We start from the raw sequence: 18,250 nt of genomic DNA, 5'->3' as shown, positions 1-18,250 counted from the left end.
GTAGAAGGGCTTCCGTAAGAGAAGAAGTGAAAAAATTCTGATAAGTTGAAACACGTGACCGCTTCATCTTCGGACTCTGTCGACCTCGTCACGCTCGGGCAGCGTCTGCGGCATTTGCGCCGCACGCGCGGTCTCACCCTCGATCAGCTCAGCGAGGCGGTGGGCCGGGCGCCCTCGCAGTTGTCGCTGATCGAGAACGGGAAACGGGAACCCAAGCTCTCCCTGCTGCAGGCCATCGCCGCGGCCCTCGGGGTGCCCATGCAGGACCTGCTGCGGACCGAGGCACCCTCGCGCCGGGCCGCCCTGGAGATCGAGCTGACCCACCTGCAGAAGAATCCGGCTTATTCCGCTCTGGGCCTGCCGGTGGTCAAGGGTGGCCGGCGACTTCCCGCCGACGCCCTGGAGTCGCTGATCGGCCTGCACCGCGAACTCAACCGGGTGCTCACCGAGCAGAGCGCCACCCCCGAGGTGGCCCGCCGCGCCAACGCGCAACTGCGCGCCGACATGCGCAACCGCAACAACTACTTCGCCGAGATCGAGGCCGCGGCCAACAAGATCCTGCTTTCGGTACGTCATACCACCGGGCCGCTGTCCCAGCGCGGCATCCTGGACATCGCCGCGCAGGTCGGGTTCAGCCTGCACTACGTGAACGACCTGCCCAGCTCCACGCGCTCGGTGACCGACCTGAAGAACCGCCGAATTTATCTCCCGCAGGTGGCGAGCGGGAAGGGCCACGACCCGCGGGGCGTCGTACTGCAGACGCTCGGGCACTTCGTCCTCGGGCACAACGACCCGGCCGACTACGGCGACTTCCTGCGCCAGCGGGTCGAGGTGAACTACTTCGCGGCGGCGCTGCTGATGCCGGAGAAGTTCGCGGTGGACTTCCTGGCCGAGGCGAAGGCCGACCGGGCGCTGGCCATCGACGACTTCCGGGACGCGTTCGGGGTGTCGTACGAGACGGCGGCGCACCGGTTCACCAACCTGGCGACGCACCACTTCGGGATCCCGGTGCACTTCGCGCGGGTGCACGAGAGCGGCATCGTCTACAAGGCGTACGAGAACGACAACGTGCGTTTCCCGTCGGATGTGACCGGGGCGATCGAGGGGCAGCCGGTCTGTCGCAAGTGGGCGTCCCGGACGGTGTTCGAGGCGGAGGACCCGTACTCGTCGTTCTACCAGTTCACCGACACGACGGCCGGGACGTACTGGTGCACGGTGCACGTGGAGTCGACGCGGTCGGGGGAGTTCTCGGTGACGGTGGGCACGCCGTACGAGCACGCTCGGTGGTTCCGGGGTGGTGACGTGTCCGGGCGTACCGTCTCGACCTGCCCGGACCCGGACTGCTGCCGCCGGCCGCCGGCGCAGCTGGTGGAGAACTGGGCGGGCAACGCGTGGCCGAGTGCCCGGGTGCACTCGCACCTGCTCGCCGCGCTGCCGCCGGGCACCTTCCCGGGCGTCGACAACCGGGACGTGTACGACTTCCTGGAGCGGCGCGACCACGCGGCTTCTTAAAGTTCTCTCAGCCTCGGACGGTTTTGCCGGAGGGTGGTCGTAGGGTCGGGCCATGCAGCGGTTGTTGGTCGTGGACGACGAGGCGACCGTGCGCGAGCTGCTCTCCGACGCCCTCCGGTTCGCGGGCTTCGCTGTGGAGTCGGCGGCCACCGGCGCCGCGGCCGTCGAGGCGGCGCTGCGGGATCCGCCCGACCTCATCCTGCTCGACGTCATGCTGCCCGGGATGGACGGCTTCGAGGTGGTGCGGCGGCTGCGGGCCACCGGGGGTCCGGCGCGGAAGATTCCGGTTCTTTTCCTTTCCGCCAAGGACGCCCCCGACGACAAGATCACCGGCCTGACCGTCGGTGGCGACGACTACGTGACCAAACCGTTCCACCTGCGCGAGCTGATCGCCCGGATCAAGGCGGTGCTGCGCCGGGCCGGCGACGGCGCGCTGGTCGTCGGCGACCTGACGCTCGACCCGGACAGCCAGGACGTGAGCCGCGGCGGGCAGCCGGTGCGCCTGTCGCCGACCGAGTTCCGGCTGCTCAAGTTCCTGATGGCACATGCCGGTCAGGTGGTCTCCAAGCAGGAGATCCTGGCCGGGGTGTGGCGTTACGACTTCGCCGGCGACACCAGCATCGTGGACACCTACATGTCCTACCTGCGCCGCAAGGTGGACGCCGGCGAGCCGAAACTGATCCACACGCGGCGCGGCGCGGGATATGTGATGCGGGGGCCGCGGCCGTGAGATTTCGCGGTTCTCTGCGGGTGCGACTGGTGGCGGTGTCGCTCGGCCTGCTGATGGCCGGGATCCTGGTCAGCGATGTGCTGGTGCTGCGGGAGTTGCGGCGGCACCTGGTGGATCGGGTGGACCGGCAGGTGGTGGCGTTCGGGCAGCTGATGGGGCGGCTGGGTCCGGGGCTGCTGTCGCCCGCCGATCCGGCGCGATCCGACCAGTTGCTCGGCGGCCTGGACCTGATCAGCGACTTCTCGGTGGTCTACCTGGACGCCTCGGGGAGCGTGACCTGGTCGGCGTCCGCGCATCACTCCTCGGCGCGACCTCCCGACCCGGCCGCCGTCCGGCGCTCGGCCGGGGCGGTCTCCGCCCCCGGGCCGGACGGATCCACGTGGCGGATGGTGGTGGTGCCGCGCGCCGGCGGCGGGGTGGTCGTCGTCGGGGCGTCACTCGCCGCGGTCGACGACATCGTCACCCGGCTGCTGATCTTCTGCCTGATCACCGAGGCGGTCCTGGTGGTGGCGCTGGGTGTGGCCGGGTGGTTCGGGGTGCCGGCGGCGCTGCGGCCGCTGCGCGACATCGAGCGGACGGCGACCCGGATCGCCGGCGGTGACCTGAGCCGGCGGGTGCCGGTCGAGGGGCCGCCGGGCTCGGAGGTGGCGCGGCTGGCCGGGGTGCTCAACGACATGCTGGCCCGGATCGAGCTGGCGTTCGCGGCGCGGGCCGAGTCCGAGGCGCGGATGCGGCGGTTCGTCGCGGACGTGGGTCATGAGCTGCGGACCCCGCTGTTCGGGATCGCCGGGTCGGCGGAGCTGTACCTGATGCGCGGGTCGCTGACACGCGAGTCCGCGGAACGGGCCGCGAGTGGGGCTCCCGAGGCGGTCCGAGCCGGGCGGACGGTGGGCGACCTGCGGGATGTCACCGGCGCCGACCGGGCGATGCGGCGGATCGACACCGAGGCGCGGCGGCTGACCGGGCTGGTCGAGGACCTGTTGTTGCTGGCCAGGCTGGACGAGCCGGCGTCCGGGCCGGCGCTGGAGATGGCGCCGATGGACCTGCGGACGCTGGCCGCTGATGCCCGGGACCAGTTCGCCGACCTGGACCCGGACCGGCCGGTGACGCTGAGCGGGGTGTCCGGGGCGGGACCGCCGGGTGCCGCTCCGGTGCTGGGGGACGAGGCCCGGTTGCGCCAGGTGGTGGTGAACCTGGTGGGGAACGTGCACGCCCACACGCCGCCGGAGGGGCCGGTGCGGATCGGGGTGGGGCAGGCCGGGGAGGAGGCGGTCCTGGAGGTCGCGGACAGCGGGCCGGGGATTCCGCCGGGGGAGCGGGAGCGTGTCTTCGAGCGGTTCCACCGGGGCGAGACGTCGCGGGACCGGAGCCGGGGCGGGGGGTCGGGGCTGGGGCTGTCGATAGTGCGGTCGCTGGTGAACGCGCACGGTGGCCGCGTGGAGGTGCGCGACGGGGCGGACCGGGGTGCGGTCTTCCGCGTGGTGCTACCCCTGCATCGCGAGCCGGCGTGATCCGCCGCGCCCGGACGTGAGCTGGTCCGGGAGCGGCGGATCGAGGGACGGCTGGGTTCCGTCTCTTGGATCATGGGCGCCGGTCGTTGGGCTGGTGCGGTGCTCCGACGAGGCAGGAATGGGCCGGCGGTGGTGGCGTGATCACCGGCAGGCCGTCCGCGACCTGCCGAGTCCAGCACACCACTACCCCTTGTCGCGCGACAGCTGACGTGCGTACAGTTGTCGCATGCCATCCAGCACATCGGGGAACGCGCGGACAACGAAGGACACGGCCCGCACTCCGGGTGACAACCGCCCCGAGATACCGCGACCACGAGACGCCACCCGGGACTACGACGGCCTGTACAAGGCACTGCTGACAGCCCATCCCCGCGACACGCTGCGCCTGCTGTGCCAGGTCCACGTCGACGACGGCGCCGTGATCGTCGACGGGCCCACCGAACAGGTCCGGCTGCGCAGCATGCACCGCGACAAGGTGTTCGTCGTCTCCGGCCCGGACGGCACCGTCGACGTACACCACATCGAAGTACAGGTGAAACGGACCCACGACTTCCAAGTCCGGATGGTGGCCTACTGGGCCGGACTGGCCAGCCGATACGAGGAAACGCACCACCGGATCCACCAAACCGTGGTATGGCCCGCCGGCGGCGGCTACCCCGGCTCCTTCCAGCGCGATCACCTGCGCCTGGAATACCACTCGGTGAACGTCCCCGACGACCTCGACCCGGACACGCTACTGCGCAGCCCCCTGGCCCCGCTCGCCCTCTGGTCGAGCCGGCGCCCACCCGACGTAGCCGACCGGGTCGCCGACCGGATCGCTGAACTGACCAACCCCGAAGAACGACTCGTCCTGATCGACTTGAGCATGCTCGCCGAGCACGCCATCGCAGCTCAAGTGGACAAAGCGCTGAGGAGCAAAGGCATGCGCAACAAACTGGCAGAAACCGAGACCGGCCGCGAGATCGCCCAGGAAAACCGGGAGCGCGGACGCGTGGAGGGACGCGTGGAGGGACGCGAGCAAGGACGGGAGGAAGGACGCGAGCAAGGACTGGTCCGTTCGATGGAACTCTTCCTCCAGACCCGCTTCGGCGACTTCCCCGGCCTGGACGACCTGGCGCGGAAACTCGTGACCGACGACCACACGACAAACGTGGCACGCATCCTGAACGGCGCCTCCCTGGAGGAGCTGCGGCAGTCCCGATGACCCACCATGCCGGCACGTGGCCCGGAACCCGGCCGAGTGCGAGACACGGCCGGATTCCGGGACATGGACCAGCTAGTGGCGGGGGCGGAACTCGCGGGACAGGACGTAGCGGGCGGTCGCGGTGCCGATGCGGACGCCCTGCACGTCGGCGGCCCGGAAGTGGATGCCGCCCCAGATGCGGGCCTCGACCACCTCGGCGAGGGCCGACGAGAAACTGTCGAACGACCGGGTGGTGCCGGAGTCCGCGCTGTACGCGCTCATCGGGATGTCGTCGCGGCCGAAGAAGCGCTGCCAGGTCACGGTGAGCGCGGAGAACGAGCAGGTGTGCCCGGACGTGTAGTCCGGGAACGGCGGCGTGACCAGCAGCGGCATCCACGCCGGATCGCCGGCGGTGTCCGGGTTGCCGTCGTTGTCGGCCTCCTGGACCGCCGTCACCGGGCGCCAGAAGTTCCAGTACTTCTTCTCGTGGTAACAGGCGATCAGCGCGTCGGCGTTGGTGATGTCGACCATCGCGAACATCCGGGCGGTCTGCAGCGTGCTCAGGCGCCGCGTCTCGGCGAGCTGGCGTTTCATCGCCCACTCGGTGAGCCGGCGGTCGTGCCACCAGATCGCCGCCTGGGTCTGGTCGGCGGTCCGGACCGTGCTGGTGGCCCCGCCGATCGTCTTGACCTCGTTCAGTTCCCTGGCGTACGCCGCGCTGGTCAGCGCGAGCGGGCCGGCGGTGCGGAACATCGCGGCGTCCGGGATGACGAACGGGCGCAGGTCGGCGAACCAGGCGCCGTCCTGCGCGTTGGTCGGCGGGGTGGGCCGCCACTGGCCGGGCGCCGTGCTGACGTTCCAGGTGTCGGTGTCGAAGGCGCCGTCACCGGCCCGGGCCGCGATCATCGCGTCGGCGGCCCGGCGGCCCACCTCGACGCCGCCGCGTTCGGCCCAGCCGTCCGGGATCGCGGCGAGCGCGGCGTCGTACTGGGCGTGCACGGTCGCGGCCTGGGCCGGGAAGAGCGACAGCAGCACCCCGGAGGCGGCCGCGGCCACGGCGGCGTCGGCCGAGTAGCCGCGGTGCGACTTGGGCGCGGTCAGGTACGGCTCGTACGGCGTGCCGGCGATCGCGTTCACGGCGTCGTAGACGGCACCCTGCACCATCGCGAAACTGCGCGCCGCGGTGGCCGGTGACTGCTTCGCCACCTCGTAGATCTCGTTCTGTGCGTTGACGTTCCAGAGCACCACCGCGTTCGGGCCGCGCGGCGCGGCCTGCGCCGCCGCCGGCACCCACGCGGTGGTCACGGCCAGGGTGAGAGTTGCGGTCAGAGCGGGCAGGCGACGGTACGCCATCAGGTCCCCCGGAGGCTGTCGGAGCGTTGCCCCCTCACCCTGATACCCGTCGATCGTCCACACAAGACCATGAACACAGAGAACGTTCAGGGACTCTGCGGGAACGGACAGGCCGGCGAGACAGCATCGGCGGCATGCTGGAGTTGCGGGGACTGACGAAAAGATACGGCGACACGGTCGCCGTCGACGATCTGAGCTGCGCGTTCCGGCCGGGGCTGGTGACCGGCTTCCTCGGGCCGAACGGGGCCGGCAAGACCACCACGATGCTTGTCGCGCTCGGCCTGCAGCGGGCGAGCGCCGGCGTCGTACGCGTGAACGGTCGCCGGTTCGCCGATCTGGCGGTGCCGATGGCCGAGGTCGGGGCGCTGCTGGACGCGCAGGCGGTGCACCCGAACCGGTCGGGGCGGGAGCATCTGCGCTACCTCGCGGCAAGCAACCGGTTGCCGGCGCGGCGGGTCGGGGAGGTGCTGGAGCGGGTCGGGCTGGCCGCCGTCGCGGGCCGGCCGGCCGGGACCTACTCGCTCGGGATGAAGCAGCGGCTGGGCATCGCCGGTGCGCTGCTCGGCGACCCGGGGATCCTGCTGCTGGACGAGCCGATCAACGGGCTGGACCCGAGCGGTATCGCCTGGGCCCGGACGCTGATGCGCGACCTGGCGGGGGAGGGACGCACGGTGGTGCTCTCCAGCCACCTGATGAGCGAGATGGAGCTGACCGCCGACCATCTGGTGGTGATCGGCCGGGGCCGGTTGATAGCCGACACCTCCCTCGCGTCGTTCCTGGCCGGGGCGGCGCCGTCGGCGCTGCTGGTCCGGGCGGAGGGACCGGGATTCGCCGAGGCGCTGCGGGCGGCGGGCGCAACGGTGCGGCCCGAGCCGGACGGCGGTCTGGCCGTCGAGGGCCTGGACGCGCGGGCCGTCGGGCGGATCGCCCTGGCCGAGCGGATCGTGCTGACCGAGCTGACGCCGCGCCGCGGATCCCTCGAGGAGGTCTTCATGACCGCCACCGCCGGGGCCGTCGACTACCGGGGCGGTGCGCGATGATCCGGGCGGAGTGGATCAAGCTGCGGTCGCTGCGGTCGCCGAGGTGGAGCCTGGCCGTCCTGATCGGCCTGAACGTGCTGTTCGGCTGGATGATCGCGACGGCGCAGGCCCGGCAGTGGACGCCGGGCCAGGCGTGGGACCCGGTCCGGGTCAGCCTGACCGGCGTCCTGGTCACCCAGATCGCCGCGGCGGTGCTCGGCGCGCTGGCCTTCACCACCGAGACCGGCAGCGGCACGATCCGGGCCAGCCTGGCGGCGGCGCCGCGCCGCGGGCGCCTGCTCGCCGCGAAGGCCCTGGTGGTCGCGGTGACCGTGCTGGTCGCCGGGGTGCTCGCCGGGCTGCTGGCCTTCGTGGTGGGCCAGGCCGCGCTGGGCGACCAGGGCGTGCCGCGGGCCTCGCTCGGCGACCCGGGCGCGGTGCGCGCCGTCGTCGGCGCGGGCCTCTACCTGACCGCTGCCGCGCTGCTGGGGATGGCGGCCGGGGTGCTGACCCGATCCACCACGGCGGCGGTGACCGGCGTGATCGTCGCGGCGCTGCTGGTGCCGGTCTTCGCGAACCTGATGCCCGAGGCGCTGGCCGAGTTCGTCATCGGGTACTGGCCGTCGGCGGCCGGGCTGCGGGTGCTCGCGACGGTCCCGGATCCGCTGCTGCTCGATCCGTGGCCGGGGTTCGGCATCCTGGCCGGGACCACGGCGGCACTGATGACCGCCGCCTTCGTCAGCTTCCGCCGCCGGGACGGGTGATAGCCGGCAGGCGATTTCGCGGGTCCGGCCGGGGCACGTCCGGCAGGCGCGGCGCGGCCTTCGCCACCATCCCTTTCGTACGATCGAAGCCGGTCACCAGCGGCCGGGCGCCGCCAGGTGAGCGGTGACGATCCCGGTACCGCAGGCGACGTCGGCGAGCGTGTACCGAAGATCCCGGTTTGGCCTCTGCCCTAAAGATTCCTTAACAGAGTTTACTGTTAAGAACACTTCATTTACGTTGGTGAACACGTCGTCCCTCGTGCTTCAGCAAGGAGTTCCCTGATGAGACGTCGATTCACCCTGCCCGCGCTGACCGTCGCGGCGGTCGCCGGGTCGCTGTTCGTGGCCGTCGCCCCGGCGTCCGCGCACGGCTACATCTCGTCCCCGCCCAGCCGCCAGGCCAACTGCGCCAGCGGCGCGGTCTCCGGCTGCGGCGACATCGTTTACGAACCGCAGAGCGTCGAGGCCCCGAAGGGGTCGACGCAGTGCAACGGAGGCGGCAGCCGTTTCACTGAGCTCAACGACAACAGCAAGAGCTGGCCGGCCGCCACCGTCGGTCAGAACGTCACCTTCAACTGGGTTCTCACCGCGCGGCACTCGACGGCGACCTGGGAGTACTTCATCGGCAACACGCTGCTGGCGTCCTTCAACGACGGTGGCGCGCAGCCCGGGGCGACCAAGTCGCACACGGTGAACATGAAGGGCTTCACCGGGCGGCAGACAGTGCTGGCCCGGTGGAACGTGGCGGACACCGTCAACGCGTTCTACTCCTGCGTGGACCTGAACATCGGCGGCGGTGGCGGGTCGACCCCGACGCCGACCACCCCGACGCCGTCACCCACTGTCACCCCGACCGGCTCGCCGACCCCGGCGCCGACCTCGGGCACCACGACGTGGGCGGCCGGGACCGCGTACCGGGCGGGCGACAAGGTCACCTACGCCGGCCGGTCCTACCAGTGCCGGCAGGCGCACACCGCTATCAACGGCTGGGAGCCGCCCAACGTCCCGGCCCTGTGGACCGCGCTGTAGTCCGGGTTCCGCCGCGTCGACCGAGCGGTCCGGTTCGCCGGACCGCTTCGGCTCGCTTCCGGTCCCGGTCCGCTGCGCTTCTTCCGGTACGCCCGGAGCGCGCTGTGGCGGCGTCCCGGCGGTCCGCACTCACCGCCCGGGCGGGAGACGCACCGGCGGCGCCGGGTGCCGGTGGGCGTGCTCATCGCGTACCGAAAGCGGGTGGTGATGGTGCACGGCGGGCCGGAAGCGGCGAGCGGCGTGGTGCGGCGCACCTGCCGGCGGCGCCGGGCCGGGCGGTGGAGCCAGCGGGTCAGGACCTGGTGAGTGGATGCGGTGGCAGGGAGCCGACCGCCTCCCGCACGGTGCGCAGCAGGGCGCCGGCCAGGACGGCGGGCCGGCGGCGGGGGAGGGCGACGCCGACGAACCGGCACGGGCCGGGTGGCAGCATCGGCACGGCGGCCAGGCCCGCCACGTCGTTGCTCAGCGCCACCTCCGGGATCATGCTGATCCCCACACCGGCCCGGACCAGCGACTGCGCGAACTGGTAGTCGGTGCCCCGGCAGGCGGTCCGCACCTGGAACCCGGCCAGCGCCGCGTAGTGCTCCAGCAGGTCGCTCTGGCTCAGGCAGCCGTGAATCCAGCGCTCCCCGGCCAGCTCGGCCAGGCCCAGCGCGGACGCGCCGGCGAGCGGGTGCGTGGCGGGCAGCACGATCCACATCGGGTCGCGCAGCACGGGCGTCCAGACCAGACCGGAGCGATCGCCCTCGGTGACCGGCGGCGGCCCGTCGAAGTGGTAGGCCAGGGCCAGGTCGGCGGCACCGGACTTGACCAGCGGCAGGCTGTCCTCCGGCTCGCTCTCGATCACGGTGAGCTCGACGCCCGGGTGAGCCGCCGCGAACCCGGTCAGCGCGGCCGGCAGCAGCCGCTGGCCACCGCTGGTGAAGGTGGCGACGGTGAGCCGCTCGGTGCGCGCGCCGGCCAGCCGGTCGATCTCCCGCTGCGCGGTGAGCAACTCGGCGCTGATCGCCTCGGCCGCGTCGATCAGCACCAGCCCGGCCTCGGTCAGCTCCACGCCGCGGGTGCTGCGCCGCACCACTGCGGTGCCCAGGCTTCGCTCCAGCGCGCTGATCTGCTGGGACACCGCGGACGGGGTGAGCCGCAGCTCGGCGGCCGCGCGATTGAAGCTGCCGTGCCGGGCCACCTCGGAGAGCACCCGCAGCCGGCGCGAGTCGATCATCAGCTCTCCTTAACACGGCATCAGCAAGTCAGCACTACCGCTTACTACGGTACGGCGCCAGGCTGAAGAGGTGAATCGTCGTTCCTGGTCGCTCTTCGTCCTCGTCTCGGTCCTGTGGGGCATCCCGTACTTCCTTATCAAGATCGCCATCGACGACCTGTCGCCGATGCTGGTCGTCGCCGGCCGGTGCGCGATCGCCGCCGTCGCGCTGGTCCCGGTGGCGCTGCTGCGCGGCTCGCTGAGCGCCCTGCGCGGCCGGCTGGGAGTGATCGCGGTGCTCGCCGCCGTGCACATCGTCGGCCCGTTCCTGCTGATCACCTACGGCGAGACGCACATCAGCTCGTCGCTGACCGGGATCCTGATCGCCATCGAGCCGGTGGTGATCGCGCTGCTGATGGCGAGCACCGAGCCGATCACCGGGATCCGCACGGCCGGCCTGGTGGCCGGGTTCGCCGGGGTGGTGGTGCTGGTCGGGCTGGACGTCTCCGGGGACCGGTGGGCCCTGCTCGGCGCCGGGATGGTGCTACTCGCCGCGCTCAGTTACGCGTTCGCCACCAAGCTGGTCCAGCAGCGCCTGTCGGACGTCCCGCCGGACGCGCTGACCGCCGCCACCACCACGATCAGCACGCTGGTCCTGATCCCGTTCGCGCTGTTCCGGCTGCCGGCCGACGCCGGCCGGGTGGGCGCCGACTCGTGGCTCGCTCTGGCCGGGCTCGGCCTGCTCTGCACCGCGCTGGCCATGCTGGCGTTCTACCGGCTGATCGGGCTGGCCGGATCGAACCGAGCCGGTCTGGTCACCTACGTCAACCCGGTGGTGGCCGCCCTGCTCGGGGTGGCTCTGCTGCACGAGCCGGTCGGGGTGGGCACGGTGGCCGGTTTTCTGCTCATCGTGGCCGGTTGCTGGTTGTCCACCCGACCTGTCGGAACGAGTGCGGAAGTTCCGGTGAACGCGGGTTAGGATGGCCGCCCCCGACCGAGTGATGATCCGGCCCAACGGCGTTCGCCACGGTCCGGGTCCCGCTCATAGTGAGAGTTAAGGAAAGTTGTCAGTCAATTCACAGCCCGGTGACAGCTTCTGCCTCTTGCCGCCACAGGAACTTTGCGAAATCTTTGCGGAGTCTTCAAGATCATGGGGGGACGAAGAGAGGAGCAACATGACTGCGCTGGGGCGGACAAACCCAGTGGGCCTCACCTACGGTGGTCGCCATGCCCAGTGATCGGCCGATTTTCGTCGTCGGGTGCCCACGTTCCGGCACCACGATGTTGCAGCTCATGTTGCACGCGCACCCGCGCATCGCGCTTCCGCCGGAGACCCGGTTCCTGCTCGCGGCGTACACCGATCGCAAGAAGTTCGGCGACCTGAACGACGCCGCGAACCGCCGGGCGCTCGGCGAGTTCATCGTGGCGACGGACCAGTTCGACGACCTCGGGCTGGACCGGCAGGCGACCGTCGAGGCCGTCGTCGCGGCGCCACCGACCCTCGGCTCCGCGCTCGGGATCGTGTTCAAGAACTACGCGGACCGGTTCGGCAAGCCGCGCTGGGGCGACAAACGGCCGCTCTACCTGCGCCACCTGCCGGCCATCCTGCGGCTCTTCCCGGACGCGCAGATCATCAACATCATGCGCGACGGCCGGGACTGTGTGGCCTCCCTCAAGGAGACCCCGTGGAGCGGCAACGAGTTCGACAAGCTGATCGGCTACTGGACCCAGTCCGCCGACGCGTCGCTGCTCGCCGCCCGGCGGTATTCGAAGGACGTCTACCACCAGGTGCGCTACGAGGACCTGGTCGCCGACCCGGAGCCGCACCTGCGGGCGATCTGCGACTTCCTCGACGAGGACTTCGACCCGGCGATGACCAACCCGTCGAAGCTCGCCTCGGTGGCGGTGCCGGAGTACAAGACCTGGCACAAGCTGACCCACCAGGAGGTCACCACCGAGCGGGTGCAGAGCTGGCGGTCCCGGCTCAGCGAGGACGAGGTGCGTCAGTGCGAGGCCGCGTTCGGCGACCGGCTGACCTATTTCGGCTACGAGCCGGTGACGCCGGTGCCGCGCAGCGCCCGGATGCGGATCGGCGCCCGGCTGATCCGGCACCGGCTACACCCGGCGCGGGCGGCGGCCCGGCAGATCGTCTCGCAGATCCGGCCGGCCGAGAACAAGACGCCGGAGCCGCCGATCGCCGCCCGGCTGACCAGCCGCCAGACCGCGGTGTAGCAAGCTCCGCTGCGCGGGGCGGCTGGGCCGTGGGTGGCCGGCTGGGCCGTGGGTGGTCGGCTGGACCGTGGGTGGCCGGCTCCGCTGGGCGGTGACGACCAGTCCGTGAAGTGGCAAGCTCCGCTGAAAGCGATCGCGACCAGACCGCGGCGCCTTCTCGAACTCCGGGGAGGCGCCGCGGCGTTCGGTGAGGCGACGCCGTCCGGGCCCGCTCCCGCCGCTCCCGCTCCCGCTCCCGCCGCTCCCGCTCGCGCTCCCGCCGCTCCCGCTCCCGCCGCTCGCGCTCCCGCCGCCCCCGGCCCGCCGCTCCCGCTCGCGCTCCCGCCGATCTCGCCGCGCTCGTCAGCTCCGCGAGGGTGCCGCGGCTCAGCTCGGCAGGCGGCATCCCGCAGACCCAGCCGGCGACCTCCCGGCGTTGCGCGGGTCCGCGCACGTTCCTCAGCCCCATGTGGCTCCCCGCGTCGCGCGGGTCAGCTCACCACACGGTGTTCCCAGGCCCAGGCGGCGACCTCCACCCGGTTGCGCAGGCTGAGCTTGGACTGAACGCTGCCCAGGTGGGTTTTCACGGTGCCGACCGAGATGAACAGCTCGGTGGCGATCTCGGTGTTGGTGCGGCCGCGGGCGATCAGCCGCACCACGTCCAGCTCGCGCGGGGACAGGCCACCGTCGTCGCCGGCCGGCGCCGGGTGCGAGAGGTGTTCCAGCAGGCGGACGGTGATCGACGGGCTGATCAGCGCGTCACCGGAGACCGCCGCGCGGACCGCCTCGACCAGCAGCGCCGGGCCGGAGTCCTTGAGCAGGAAGCCGGCCGCGCCGTTGCGCAGCGCCTGGTGCACATACTCGTCCAGGTCGAACGTGGTGACCACGACCACCTTGATCGGGTCAGCCACGCCCGGACCGGCGAGCAGGCGCAACGCCTGCAAGCCGTCCATCTTCGGCATCCGGATGTCGAAGAGCGCCACATCGGGCCGCAGCCGGCGGGCCAGCTCGACCGCCTCGACGCCGTCGGCGGCCTCGCCGACCACCTCCATGTCCGGCTGCGCGCCGATGATCATGCCGAAGCCGGTCCGCACCATCGCCTGGTCGTCGGCGACCAACACACGTATCAAAGATCCACTCCAGTTACAGGGGGAACACCGCGTCGACGACCCAGCCGCCGTCGACGCCCGGCCCGGACACGATCCGCCCGCCGGCCGCGCGGACGCGTTCGGTGAGGCCGACCAGACCGTACCCCGGGCGGTCCAGTGACGGGCGCGGCGCCGGGCCGTCGTTGGCCACCCGGATCAGCAGCTGGTCCCGCGCCCGGCGGACCCAGATGTCCACGGCGGTGGCCTGCGGCGCGTGCTGCCGCGCGTTGGTGAGCGCCTCCATCACCACCCGGTAGGCCGAGGTGGAGACCTCGACCGGCAACCCGTGCGGATCGCCCTCCAGGTGCAGCCGGGCCGGCGGGCCACCGGCCGCGGTGAACTGCTCGGCGAGCGGCACCAGCTCGGGCACCCCGGAGACCGGGGCGAGCGGGGCGTCCGGCGACGACTGCGGATCGCGCAGCACGCCGACCATCCGGCGCATCGACGCCATCGTCTCGGTGCCGGCCTGCTCGATCTGCTCCAGGGCGAGCAGCACCCGCTGCGGATCCTGCTCGGCGATGAACCGGGCGCCCTGCGCCTGCACCACGATGCCGGTGACGTGGTGGGCGATGAAGTCGTGCAGATCCCTGGCGAACTCGGCGCGCTGCTCGGCGCGGACCGTGTCGAGCGCCCGCTGCCGGTTCGTCGCGATCATCCGCAGGGCCACGCCCAGCCCGATCGCGCCGGCTGCGCCGAGCGCCTGGATCAGGCAGAACGTGAAGTAGATGGCGGAGTGCCCGGCGCGCAGCGGCATCACGCTGACCGCGGCCCCGGCGGCCACCAGGGCCAGCACCGCCAGGTCGGCCCGGGCGTTGCGGGCGACCAGGGCCAGCACCACCAGCAGCGCGGCGGACTCGGCGAGGCCCCACAAGTCGCCATAGGGCCCGTAGACCGAGATGGCGGCGGTGACCAGCAGGGAGACGCCGGAGACCGCGATGGCGGCCAGCGGCAGCAGAGTCGAGCCGGGCTTGTAGTGCGGCAGCCAGACCGCGGCGACCGCCATCGCGAGCAACACCTGCACCGGGAAGAGCGGGCTGGAGGTCAGCCCGCCGGACACGTCGATGAGGCCGATCACGGCCATCGCACCGAGGCCGGCGACCTGCAGAACACCGAGAAGTACGCGATTCATCGTGACCCAGCGTAGGCGTTCGGAAACCCGCCTCCATCGGCCGAAAGTTAGAGCCGCCCGATCATGGAGCCCGACCGGGGACCGATGTGCGGGCCGCCGGGATCGAACAGGATTCCTCCCGTCGGATTCACAGCATTCTCCCCGCCTGGTTGGAGCTTTCATGCAGACGCAGTCCTCACCCCCGCTCGGCCGCGACGCCCTCGCGGCGGTCGCGGCCGTCGACCTGGTGAAGGTGTACGGCGCCGGCGACACCGCGGTACGCGCCCTCGACGGCGTCACTGTCGGCTTCGAACGCGCCCGGTTCACCGCGATCATGGGTCCCTCCGGGTCCGGCAAGTCCACCCTGATGCACTGCCTGGCCGGGCTGGACACGGCGACCTCGGGCCAGGTGCTGCTGGGCGGCAGCGATCTGACCAAGCAGAGCGACAAGGTGCTGACCAAGGTGCGCCGGGAGCGGATCGGCTTCGTCTTCCAGTCCTTCAACCTGCTCCCGCAGCTCACCGCGGCCCGCAACATCACCCTGCCGCTGGACCTGGGCGGCCGGAAGCCGGACGCCGAGCTGCTCGATCGCCTGGTCACCACGCTGGGCCTGGCCGGCCGGCTCGGCCACCTGCCCAGCGAGCTCTCCGGCGGCCAGCAGCAGCGGGTCGCGCTGGCCCGGGCCCTGGTCTCCCGGCCCGAGGTGCTCTTCGCCGACGAGCCGACCGGCAACCTGGACTCCAAGGCCGGCGCCGAGGTGCTCGCCCTGCTCCGCTCCTCGGCCCGCGACCTGGGCCAGACCATCGTGATGGTCACCCACGACCCGGGCGCCGCGGCCTACGCCGACCGGGTCGTGCTGCTCGCCGACGGGCAGCTGGCCGGCGAGATCCACAACCCGGACATCGCGTCGGTCACCGCCGCGCTGCACCAGCTGGCGGCGGGGCGATGAACACCATTCTGCGTACGCAACTCGCCGGCGTCACCCGCCGCCCGGCGCGGCTGCTGCTCACCGGCCTGGCCGTGCTGGTCGCCTCGTTCGTGGTGTTCGCCACCGTGCTCGCCCAGCAGATCACCGAGCGCAGCGTGCTCAACGGGCTCAGTGGCACCCCGGAGGCGGCCGACCTGGTGGTCCGTGAGGGGGCGATCACCGGCAAGCAGGTCGCCGCGATCACCGCGCTGCCCGGTGTCTCCCGCACGGCCGCCCGCACCTCGATCGGCGCCCAGCTCGGCGGGCAGTACCTGGGCATCACCGCCGACCCGGGCACCGGCCCGCTCGCGCTGGTCACCACGACCGAGGGGCGCTACCCGAGCGCGGCCGGGGAGATCGCCGTGACGCCGCGGACCGTGCAGTTGCTCGGCCTGACCGTCGGCGCGACGGCGACCGTCGACCCGGGTACCGGCAAGAAGGTGCCGCTCAAGGTGGTCGGCGTGGTCAAGCCGCCACAGGACTTCGGCTACGACGCGTACGCCCCGGCCACCACGGTGCTCGGGCTGGTCGACGAGCCGTACGTCCAGCAGGTCGACATCGACCTGGACGGGGGAGCGGACCCGGACCGGGTGGCGGCCGCGATGACGAAGATCTTCGCGGGCGTCAAGCAGGACGACCGACCGAACGTGGCCACGGGGGCCGACGTCCGGTTGGCCGAGGCCCGCGACCGGGCCGGCGAGATCGACCAGGTGTTCGCCGTGGTCGGCATGTTCGTGGCGATCGCCGTCGCGGCCGCCGGGCTGATCGCCGCCAGCACGTTCCGGATCGTGTTCGCCCAGCGGATGCGCCAGCTCGCCCTGCTCCGCGCGGTCGGCGCCGGTCGCGGTGCGATGTTCCGCGCGCTGGCCGCCGAGGGCGCCCTGACCGGGCTGCTCACCGGCGCCGTCGGGGTCCTCGCCGCGCTGGGCGTCGGGCACCTGGTGCCGGCGGTGCTGCGCGGGCTCGGCTGGAAGGTGCTCTCGCCCGGCCTGCCGGTGCTGCCCGCGCTCGGCACCATCCTGCTCGCCGTGGTGATCTCGGTGGTCGCGGTGCTCGCCCCGGCGGTCTCCGCGTCCCGGATCGCGCCGCTCGAGGCGCTGCGCGCGGCGGCCGGCGCCGGCGCCCGCAAGAGCATCGGCACGGCACGCTGGGTGGCCGGGCTGCTGCCGCTGGCCGGCGCGGTCGCCCTGGCCGGGTACGTCTTCGCCAACCTGCCCGGCCCGGACGCCGAGGACTACGACGCGCAGACCATGCTGCTGGCCGTCGTCGCCTCCGGCGCACTGGCCTTCGTCGCCCTGATCGCGCTCGGCCCGGTGCTGGTCCGGCCGGTGCTCGCGGTGGCCGGCTGGCCGCTGCGCCGGCTCGGCCCGGTCGGCCGGCTGGCGATCGGCGGGGTGGGCGGCAGTGCCCGGCGCGCCGCCGCGGTGTCGGTGGTGGTCGCGCTCGGCGTCACGCTGACCGCCGGGGTGCTGGTCGGCGGCGCGTCGATGCGGGTGCTCGGCGACCGGGAACTGGCCGCGTCCGCCCCGGCCGACTTCGAGCTGACCGGCGGCGACGGCATCGCCCTGCCGGCCGGGTTCGTGACGAAGGCCAAGGCGAGCGCGGAGCTGACCCGGGTCACGGCGTACCGCCGGATCGCCACCGCGAAGGTCGGCCAGTTCGAGGACCTGGCAGTCACCGACCTGGACATGGCGGCGCTGCCCCGGCTGCGCGACCTGGACGTCAAGCACGGCTCGGTCGACGACCTCGGTCCCGGCAAGGCGGTGCTGGCCGGCTACGTCGCCGAGGTCGGCGGGCTGGGCGTCGGCGACCGGGCGACGGTCGTCAACAAGGGCAAGAAGGTCGAGCTGACCGTGGTGGCGGTGCTCGGCGACGAGACCCCGCTGCACACCGGGCTGCTGGTCACGCCGGCCGACCTCACCGCGCTCGGCGCCGGCCCGGCGGTCAGCGGCCTGCTCGCCGACGCCGCGCACGACGGGGACAGCGGCCGTACCGAGGGGCTGCGGGCGATGCGCGCGCTCAGCGGCGGCAACCCGGACTTCAGCGTGAACGTCCTGGCCGACGAGCGGGACCAGCTGAACTCGTCGCTGACCGCGGTGCTGGCCATCGCGCTCGGCCTGATCGGGCTGACCGTGCTGATCGCCGTGGTCGGGGTGGGCGCCACCACGGCGCTCTCGGTGGTCGAGCGGGTCCGCGAGTCCGGGCTGCTCCGCGCGATCGGCATGTCCCGCGGTGGCCTGCGCGCCATGCTCACCGCCGAGTCCAGCCTGTACGGCGTGATCGGTGCCGTCCTCGGCCTGCTGCTCGGCGTCCCGTACGCCTGGCTGGCCATCCAGGCGGTCGGCGTGAACGCCCCGCTGGCCATCCCGGTGTGGCAGCTGGCCGCCGCGTTCCTGATCCTGGTGGCCCTGACCGCGCTCGCCGGGGTGCTGCCGGCCCGCCGCGCCGCCAAGGTCAGCCCGGTGACGGCGCTCGGCAGCGAGTAACCGCGATCAATCCACGTGATCGTGATCGGGT

At 72.3% G+C, this 18,250-nt stretch carries 15 protein-coding genes; 11 read left to right on the top strand and 4 right to left on the bottom strand.

Annotation, left to right across the window (positions count from 1 at the left end; translation table 11 throughout):
- The first annotated feature begins 54 nt into the window (after positions 1 to 54).
- The 4 genes from Actob_RS28420 to Actob_RS28405 all read left to right on the top strand — a co-directional run bounded on the left by Actob_RS28420 (position 55) and on the right by Actob_RS28405 (position 4,957).
- Positions 55 to 1,512: an XRE family transcriptional regulator gene (locus Actob_RS28420; RefSeq protein WP_284914906.1), complete on the top strand. Its 1,458-nt coding sequence runs from the start codon at positions 55 to 57 to the stop codon at positions 1,510 to 1,512.
- Positions 1,513 to 1,564: 52 nt separating this feature from the next.
- Positions 1,565 to 2,242 carry a response regulator transcription factor gene (locus Actob_RS28415; protein ID WP_284914905.1) on the top strand — a complete coding sequence of 226 codons (678 nt, stop codon included), beginning with the start codon at positions 1,565 to 1,567 and terminating at the stop codon, positions 2,240 to 2,242.
- A 20-nt stretch (positions 2,243 to 2,262) separates the two neighbouring features.
- The gene (locus Actob_RS28410; RefSeq protein ID WP_284914904.1) at positions 2,263 to 3,753 is read left to right on the top strand and encodes a sensor histidine kinase; all 1,491 of its coding nucleotides are present in this window, start codon (positions 2,263 to 2,265) and stop codon (positions 3,751 to 3,753) included.
- Positions 3,754 to 4,171: 418 nt separating this feature from the next.
- Positions 4,172 to 4,957, top strand: a complete 786-nt coding sequence (locus Actob_RS28405) for an RpnC/YadD family protein (protein WP_284914903.1) — start codon at positions 4,172 to 4,174, stop codon at positions 4,955 to 4,957.
- A 72-nt stretch (positions 4,958 to 5,029) separates the two neighbouring features.
- Here Actob_RS28405 and Actob_RS28400 read toward each other — a convergent pair whose 3' ends face one another.
- Entirely contained in the window at positions 5,030 to 6,289 is a 1,260-nt protein-coding gene (locus tag Actob_RS28400) for a vanadium-dependent haloperoxidase (RefSeq protein WP_284914902.1), read from the bottom strand.
- Positions 6,290 to 6,423: 134 nt separating this feature from the next.
- On the opposite strand from Actob_RS28400, the gene Actob_RS28395 reads away from it, so the two are divergent.
- From Actob_RS28395 to Actob_RS28385, 3 genes are all read left to right on the top strand, one after another.
- A complete protein-coding gene (locus tag Actob_RS28395) occupies positions 6,424 to 7,329 on the top strand; it encodes an ATP-binding cassette domain-containing protein (RefSeq protein ID WP_284914901.1) in 906 nt (301 codons plus the stop codon).
- Positions 7,326 to 8,072: an ABC transporter permease subunit gene (locus Actob_RS28390; protein ID WP_284914900.1), complete on the top strand. Its 747-nt coding sequence runs from the start codon at positions 7,326 to 7,328 to the stop codon at positions 8,070 to 8,072. Before Actob_RS28395 ends, Actob_RS28390 begins: the two co-directional genes overlap by 4 nt.
- Before the next feature lie 282 nt (positions 8,073 to 8,354).
- Complete coding sequence (locus Actob_RS28385; RefSeq protein WP_284914899.1) at positions 8,355 to 9,101, top strand: lytic polysaccharide monooxygenase; 747 nt, start codon at positions 8,355 to 8,357, stop codon at positions 9,099 to 9,101.
- 292 nt (positions 9,102 to 9,393) lie between these two features.
- On the opposite strand, the gene Actob_RS28380 is transcribed toward Actob_RS28385, so the two are convergent.
- Complete coding sequence (locus tag Actob_RS28380; protein ID WP_284914898.1) at positions 9,394 to 10,320, bottom strand: LysR family transcriptional regulator; 927 nt, start codon at positions 10,318 to 10,320, stop codon at positions 9,394 to 9,396.
- Between the two features lie 70 nt (positions 10,321 to 10,390).
- On the opposite strand from Actob_RS28380, the gene Actob_RS28375 reads away from it, so the two are divergent.
- Complete coding sequence (locus Actob_RS28375) at positions 10,391 to 11,278, top strand: DMT family transporter (RefSeq protein WP_284914897.1); 888 nt, start codon at positions 10,391 to 10,393, stop codon at positions 11,276 to 11,278.
- Between the two features lie 314 nt (positions 11,279 to 11,592).
- Positions 11,593 to 12,531, top strand: a complete 939-nt coding sequence (locus tag Actob_RS28370) for a sulfotransferase family protein (RefSeq protein ID WP_284914896.1) — start codon at positions 11,593 to 11,595, stop codon at positions 12,529 to 12,531.
- Between the two features lie 470 nt (positions 12,532 to 13,001).
- Here Actob_RS28370 and Actob_RS28365 read toward each other — a convergent pair whose 3' ends face one another.
- Positions 13,002 to 13,640 carry a response regulator gene (locus Actob_RS28365; protein WP_284914895.1) on the bottom strand — a complete coding sequence of 213 codons (639 nt, stop codon included), beginning with the start codon at positions 13,638 to 13,640 and terminating at the stop codon, positions 13,002 to 13,004.
- Between the two features lie 13 nt (positions 13,641 to 13,653).
- Positions 13,654 to 14,787, bottom strand: coding sequence for a sensor histidine kinase (locus tag Actob_RS28360; RefSeq protein WP_284914894.1), 1,134 nt, complete (start codon positions 14,785 to 14,787; stop codon positions 13,654 to 13,656).
- Between the two features lie 160 nt (positions 14,788 to 14,947).
- Between Actob_RS28360 and Actob_RS28355 the strand changes: the two genes are divergently transcribed.
- Together Actob_RS28355 and Actob_RS28350 are read left to right on the top strand one after the other, a co-directional pair.
- Positions 14,948 to 15,715, top strand: a complete 768-nt coding sequence (locus tag Actob_RS28355; protein WP_284914893.1) for an ABC transporter ATP-binding protein — start codon at positions 14,948 to 14,950, stop codon at positions 15,713 to 15,715.
- A complete protein-coding gene (locus tag Actob_RS28350; protein WP_284914892.1) occupies positions 15,712 to 18,219 on the top strand; it encodes an FtsX-like permease family protein in 2,508 nt (835 codons plus the stop codon). The genes Actob_RS28355 and Actob_RS28350 overlap by 4 nt, the downstream gene beginning before the upstream one ends.
- Positions 18,220 to 18,250: the final 31 nt, after the last annotated feature.

Source organism: Actinoplanes oblitus, from assembly GCF_030252345.1.
Lineage (GTDB): Bacteria > Actinomycetota > Actinomycetes > Mycobacteriales > Micromonosporaceae > Actinoplanes > Actinoplanes oblitus.
Note: the sequence above shows the minus strand (reverse complement) of the source record. Positions and strands in the feature narration are given on the sequence as shown.

Bases quoted from the DNA above. Each gene is read 5' to 3' on its own strand.
- Actob_RS28350 (WP_284914892.1), top strand. From the start codon at position 15,712: ATGAACACCATTCTGCGTACGCAACTCGCCGGCGTCACCCGCCGCCCG.
- Actob_RS28385 (WP_284914899.1), top strand. From the start codon at position 8,355: ATGAGACGTCGATTCACCCTGCCCGCGCTGACCGTCGCGGCGGTCGCC.
- Actob_RS28380 (WP_284914898.1), bottom strand. From the start codon at position 10,320: ATGATCGACTCGCGCCGGCTGCGGGTGCTCTCCGAGGTGGCCCGGCAC.
- Actob_RS28370 (WP_284914896.1), top strand. From the start codon at position 11,593: ATGTTGCACGCGCACCCGCGCATCGCGCTTCCGCCGGAGACCCGGTTC.
- Actob_RS28360 (WP_284914894.1), bottom strand. From the start codon at position 14,787: ATGAATCGCGTACTTCTCGGTGTTCTGCAGGTCGCCGGCCTCGGTGCG.
- Actob_RS28415 (WP_284914905.1), top strand. From the start codon at position 1,565: ATGCAGCGGTTGTTGGTCGTGGACGACGAGGCGACCGTGCGCGAGCTG.
- Actob_RS28390 (WP_284914900.1), top strand. From the start codon at position 7,326: ATGATCCGGGCGGAGTGGATCAAGCTGCGGTCGCTGCGGTCGCCGAGG.
- Actob_RS28400 (WP_284914902.1), bottom strand. From the start codon at position 6,289: ATGGCGTACCGTCGCCTGCCCGCTCTGACCGCAACTCTCACCCTGGCC.
- Actob_RS28355 (WP_284914893.1), top strand. From the start codon at position 14,948: ATGCAGACGCAGTCCTCACCCCCGCTCGGCCGCGACGCCCTCGCGGCG.
- Actob_RS28395 (WP_284914901.1), top strand. From the start codon at position 6,424: ATGCTGGAGTTGCGGGGACTGACGAAAAGATACGGCGACACGGTCGCC.